The 5352-nt window shown below is 73.0% G+C and carries 5 protein-coding genes; all 5 read left to right on the forward strand.

Annotated elements, in window-relative coordinates:
• Window positions 1–486: lysylphosphatidylglycerol synthase domain-containing protein (locus F2B26_RS14325; protein ID WP_201292756.1), on the forward strand; the 486-nt coding region annotated here is incomplete at its 5' end.
• An 87-nt stretch (window positions 487–573) separates the two neighbouring features.
• Window positions 574–1764, forward strand: coding sequence for a sensor histidine kinase (locus F2B26_RS14330; RefSeq protein WP_159810517.1), 1191 nt, complete (start codon window positions 574–576; stop codon window positions 1762–1764).
• Entirely contained in the window at window positions 1757–2431 is a 675-nt protein-coding gene (locus F2B26_RS14335; protein WP_159810519.1) for a response regulator, read from the forward strand. The genes F2B26_RS14330 and F2B26_RS14335 overlap by 8 nt, the downstream gene beginning before the upstream one ends.
• 271 nt (window positions 2432–2702) lie before the next feature.
• Window positions 2703–4160, forward strand: coding sequence for an FAD-dependent oxidoreductase (locus tag F2B26_RS14340; RefSeq protein WP_159810521.1), 1458 nt, complete (start codon window positions 2703–2705; stop codon window positions 4158–4160).
• Window positions 4161–4285: 125 nt separating this feature from the next.
• Window positions 4286–5251, forward strand: a complete 966-nt coding sequence (locus F2B26_RS14345; protein WP_159810523.1) for a hypothetical protein — start codon at window positions 4286–4288, stop codon at window positions 5249–5251.
• The last annotated feature ends 101 nt before the right edge of the window (window positions 5252–5352 follow it).

The raw sequence follows: 5352 nt of genomic DNA on the forward strand, positions 1-5352 counted from the left end.
CGCTTGGCCGGCCGGCTGGCCCAGCGGGTGCGTCCGGCCTGGCCGGGGCCGGACGACCTGGAGCGTCGGCTCGTGGAGTTCCACGCCAACGTCGCGGACCGCTGGGCGCGGTTCTGGGGCTGGGCCAGCGGGTCGCTCGCCCTCATGGTCGGCGTCGAGGCGCTCATCCTCGTGCTCGCGCTGCGGTTCGTCGGGGTCGGGCCGTCGCAGGCGCCGCTGCTCGTCGTGGTCGCCGCCTACCTGTCGGTCTACCTGCTGACGGCCACCCCGTTCCTGGGGCTCGGCGTGCTGGACGCGGCGCTCGTGGCGCTCATCGCAGACCGGTCCTCGGCCTCGGCGTCCAGCCTGGTCGCGGGGGTCATCATCTGGCGGGTGTGCGTCCAGCTCGTCCCGCTGCTCGCCGGGCTCGTGCCGCTCGTCGCGCTGCGCGGGGCGCGGGCAGCCGGGCAGAGCGCCGAGACCGACGGGACCGCCGCCGACCGGTGACCCGCGCCGGGGGGCCGGCCGGCCGTCGGGCGGTTCCGGTGCGACTGGTCCCGGTCCGTCCGCACCGGCCCGACCTACGCTCGGAGCATGGTCCGAGGGCGTTCCTACCTGGCCGAGCTGGTCCGCATCAACGACACACTCATCTGGTCGCACGACCGCACGGACTCCTACCTCGCCGCCGTCGAGATCGTCCGTGAGGTCACCGGCGCGCGCATCGCACCGACCTACCTGCTCGACAAGCCGGGCGACCTGCTCGTGCTCACGGCGGACGAGGACGAGCGGGCCGAGCTGGGCGAGGCGTTCGCGACCATGCCGGCCCATGAGCACGTCCGCTCTCCGTGGCTCAACCCGCAGGAGTGGCCGGTCTCGGCGGCCGACCACCAGGACAGCGAGGCGTGGGCGGCGCTGCCCGAGGACTTCCGCCGCTGGTTCGGCCCGTGGGGCGTCATCGTCTCGATCCACGCCGACGGCCGGCACCTGGGCGCCGTGCTGCTGTGCTTCGACCACCCCTACCGCCTCACGCGCCAGCGGGCGGAGTTCCTGGCCGCCGTGGGTCGCATCCTGGGCAGCGCGCTCTACCGGTGGCAGATCGCCGGACGGGAACGTGAGCTCGGTGCGCTCGAGGAGCGCCGCCGCCTGGGCGACGAGCTGCACGTGGACCTGTCCCAGCAGGTCGCGACCCTGGGGCTGCACGTGGGTTCGATGCGGTTGGACGCGGCCGACGGTGACCTGCCCCGGCTGGTCGACGACGTCGGGCGGCTCGACGAGCTGGTGGTCGGGCTCAAGGGCAGCCTGCGGCACCAGATGCTCGGGCTGCGGGCCGACGCCTCGTTGGTGGAGGGTGGCTTCCTCGAGCAGGTCCGGACCCACGTCGAGACGTTCCGCCGGCAGTTCGGGATCGATGTGCGGCTGGAGTGCACGGGTGAGTGCGGCGACGACGTGGCCCCGCTGCCGGTGGCAGCCCAGCTGCTGCGGGTGCTGCAGGAGGCGCTGGCCAACGTGCACCTGCACGCGTGCGCCCGCTCGGTCGTGGTGCGGGTGCACCCGACGAGCACGCACGTACGCCTGGAGGTCGAGGACGACGGCAACGGGTTCGACCCGACGAGCGTCCCGGACTCGCGGCTGGGGGTGGCCATCATGCGCGAGCGGATGGCGCAGGTGGACGGGTCGGTGCGGTTCACCCAGGGCGGGGCCGGGGGCACCCTCGTGGTGGCCGAGGCCCCGCTGCGCTGGCACGCCGCCGCGCCTCAGGTGCAGGTGGGCAGCGCGAGTGTCTGAGACGGCGCCGACCTCCGTGCTCGTGGTGGACGACCATGCACTGTTCCGCGACGGCCTGACCTCGCTCATCGGCCGGTGGGACGACTTCGCGGTGATCGGCACGGCGTGCGACGGCGAGAAGGCGATCGAGCGCGCGCGGGCGCTGCGGCCCGGGCTCGTGCTCATGGACGTGCGGATGGCAGGGATCGGCGGGGTGGAGGCGACGCGGGTCATCACGGCGGCCGACCCGCAGGTGCGGGTGGCGATGCTCACGATGTCCACCCTCGGCGAGGACGTCTACCAGGCGTTGCGCAACGGGGCGCACGGCTACCTGAGCAAGGACGAGCCGGCGGACCGGTTGCACGAGTACCTCGCCGGCCTCATGCGCGGCGAGACGGCGATGTCCTCGACGATCGCGGCGAAGGTGCTCGCCGAGTTCGCCGGGCCGACCCGCCGCTCGCCGCAGCCGCAGCCGCAGCTGCCGCCGGCGCACGAGCGGCTCACCCACCGGGAGCGCGATGTGCTCGTGCTGCTCGTCGAGGGGATGTCGAACGACGAGATCGCCCGGTCGCTGCACCTGTCGGAGGCGACGGTGAAGAAGCACCTGGGCGGCATCATGACCAAGCTGCACCTGCGCAACCGGGTGCAGGTCGCGGTGTTCAGCGTCCGGCAGGGGATCGTCGGCTGACCTCGCAGGACGAAGGTCACGGGTAGCCATCTGGCTACCCAAGACGACCCAAAGGGTGCTTCTTGGCGGCCCTCGCTGTCCGTTGACTGGTGGCTACCCCGTGCCCCGGCGCGAGGCCGCGACCACCGCGCACCCGCGGCGGCTCGCCGCCCCGTCCACCGGTCGCCCGGGGCCGCGCGGGGGGTGGGCATGCGCGCGGCGGTCGTCCGAGCCCCGGTCGACGCCGTGCACCGGTGACGACGACGTCACCTGACGAACGGGAGGGAACCAGATGTACGAGCGGTTCGACGTCGAGTACGACCTCGTGGTGGTCGGCGGTGGCGGCTCCGGGATGTCCTGCGCCGTGCAGGCCGCCCAGAACGGGCTGACCGTCGCGGTGCTGGAGAAGATGCCGCAGCTGGGCGGCAGCTCGGCGTTCGCCGAGGGGCACGCCGCGTTCGAGTCCGACGAGCAGACCAAGCGCGGGATCACCGTCACCAAGGACGAGGCGTTCCGCGCCTACATGGACTACAGCCACTGGCGGGCCGACGCCGCCATCGTCTCGAAGTTCGTCGAGAACGCCGCCACCACCATCGTGAAGATGCGCGAGCTCGGCGCCGTCTACGAGGAGGTCATCGTCACCGCCGAGGACCAGCCGGGCGAGCTCGTGACCTGGCACATCCCGCACGGCGAGGTGGCCCATGTGCTCGACCTCATGGAGGCCAAGGCCCGCGAGCTGGGCGTCGAGATCTTCCTGTCGACCTCGGCCACGAAGATCGTCATGGCCGACGGCAAGGTCGCCGGGGTGCTCGCGACCGACGCCGACGGCGAGCAGGTCCGGATCGGTGCGAAGGCCGTCGTGGTCGGGACCGGCGGGTACGCGTGCAACCCGGAGATGCTCAACAAGTTCTCGTCCTGGGACTGCGGCGAGCAGATCATCAACATCGGCAGCCCGGGCAACACCGGTGACGGCCTCACCATCATGTTCGAGGTCGGTGCCGTGCCGTGGTCCTCGATCGGCACCCTGCTGCTCATGCCGCTCATGCGCGGCAAGACCGTCACGTCGCACACCAACACGGCCGGCTTCCAGCCGTACCTGTGGGTCAACCGCGACGGTGAGCGCTGCACCAACGAGATCTGCGGCCTCAACTTCGGCAACGCGGGCGATGTGGTCGCCGGGCTGCCGGGCAGCTTCTACTGGGCGGTGCTCGACCAGGCCCAGATCGACCACCTGGTCGCCGACGGCTGCGAGATCGGGCTCGGCGTCTACGTGCGCACCGGGGAGAAGCTGGTCAACCTGCCGGCCGAGCTGGACGCGGACATCGAGGCCGGGACGGTGTTCCGGGCCGACACGATCGCCGCGCTGGCACCGCAGATCGGCGTGGACCCGGCCGTGCTCACCGCCGAGGTCGAGCGGTACAACGCGCTGTGCCACGCCGGTGAGGACACCGAGTTCCACAAGGAGAAGTACCTGCTGCCGGTCGAGCACGGCCCGTACGTCGCCATCAAGATGGAGCCCGGGATCATGATCACGATGGGCGGCATCAAGATCAACGACGACATGCAGGTCATCGGGCAGGACGGGCACCCGATCCCCGGGCTGTACTCGGTGGGCTGCGACGCGGGCGGTCTGTTCGGCGACTCGTACATCCTCACGGTGCCCGGGTCGGCGAACGGGTTCGCGCTCACGTCGGGCTGGTTGGCGGCCGACCACGCGACGGGTGTCATCAAGGGGCTGGTCACGGCCTGATCCGCACGCGGCGGGGGGCCCGGTTCGGCCGGGTCCCCCGACGTGCGCCGTCGCGGGCGGGTGTCTGGTGGCTGCGCTGCGCAAAGCCGGTGCGCGGGAGGGGCGGTCCGCCTAGCGTCGACGGCATGGGGGCGAGCGGACCGCGGATGCGGCGGATGGCCTACGAGGTGCTGGTCGGCGGGTCCGGGCCCGCGGGTGAGCGGGCACACCGGGCGATGTGGGACGTCACCACGGCCCTCGACGGAGGGGTCGGGGTGCTCGTCGCCGTCGCGTCCGGTGCCGGTGAGCCGTCACCCCCGCCCGATGGGCTGCGCCAGGGCGACGGGGTCGCCATGGTCGGCGAGCTGCTGGTCGCCGCGGCCGCCGTCGGGCCGGCGCCGGAGGGGCGGGCCGACCTGGCACACCAGGCCCTGGTCCAGGCGGTCGAGGAGTGCATGCCCTGGCAGCTGCCGTGGGCGCTCGAACGGGTGCTCGGCGACCCACGGCTCTCCCGGGTGCTCGGCGAGGTCGCAGCCGGCGTGCTCGGCTGGCCCGAGGTCGCCTGGTGGTCGGCGCCGATCATCGGCCGCGCCCAGGTGGAGGTCGAGCCGGTGCTCGCGGGGGCAGGTCCCTGGCTGCGCACCGCCGACGAGGGCCGCGACGCGCTGGCGCGATGGTCGACGGCCACCCCGGCCGACCCCGTCGGTGCCCCGCGGGACCCCGAGCCCCGCCGGCAGTCCGGCTCGTGGTGGTCCGCGCCGATCGTGTTCCCGAGGCTGCCGAGCACGGTCGGCCTCGACCCGGTGCGCGGGCCGGCCGGGCTCTGGTACGTCGAGGACTCGCTGGGCCCCGAGCGGTCCGAGGTGCACGAGGCCCGGGTGCTGCCCGGGGCCCGCGTGCTGGAGCTCGGCAGCGCCGCCGACTGGGCCTCCCTGGTCGCCGCGCACCCCCGCGTCGTCACCGCGACCAGGCAGGACGACTGGTTCGCGAGCACCGGGCGGCGAGGTCCCTGGGTGATCTCCGACTGGCAGGCGGTCGCGGACCACTGGGACGGGGTGCACCTGCAGGTGCGCGGCTACCTCGACGCGGCCGGACGCGGCGCCGAAAGGTGACCGAGCCGCGAGTGCGACAGTGGCGGTGTTCGCCCTCTACGAGGGTCACCGGACAACAGCGACGTACGAGCCAGCCACACACAGGGTCACCATCACCGAGG

Origin of the sequence: Cellulomonas citrea, from assembly GCF_009829685.1 — a bacterium.
GTDB classification, from domain to species: Bacteria; Actinomycetota; Actinomycetes; order Actinomycetales; family Cellulomonadaceae; genus Cellulomonas; species Cellulomonas citrea.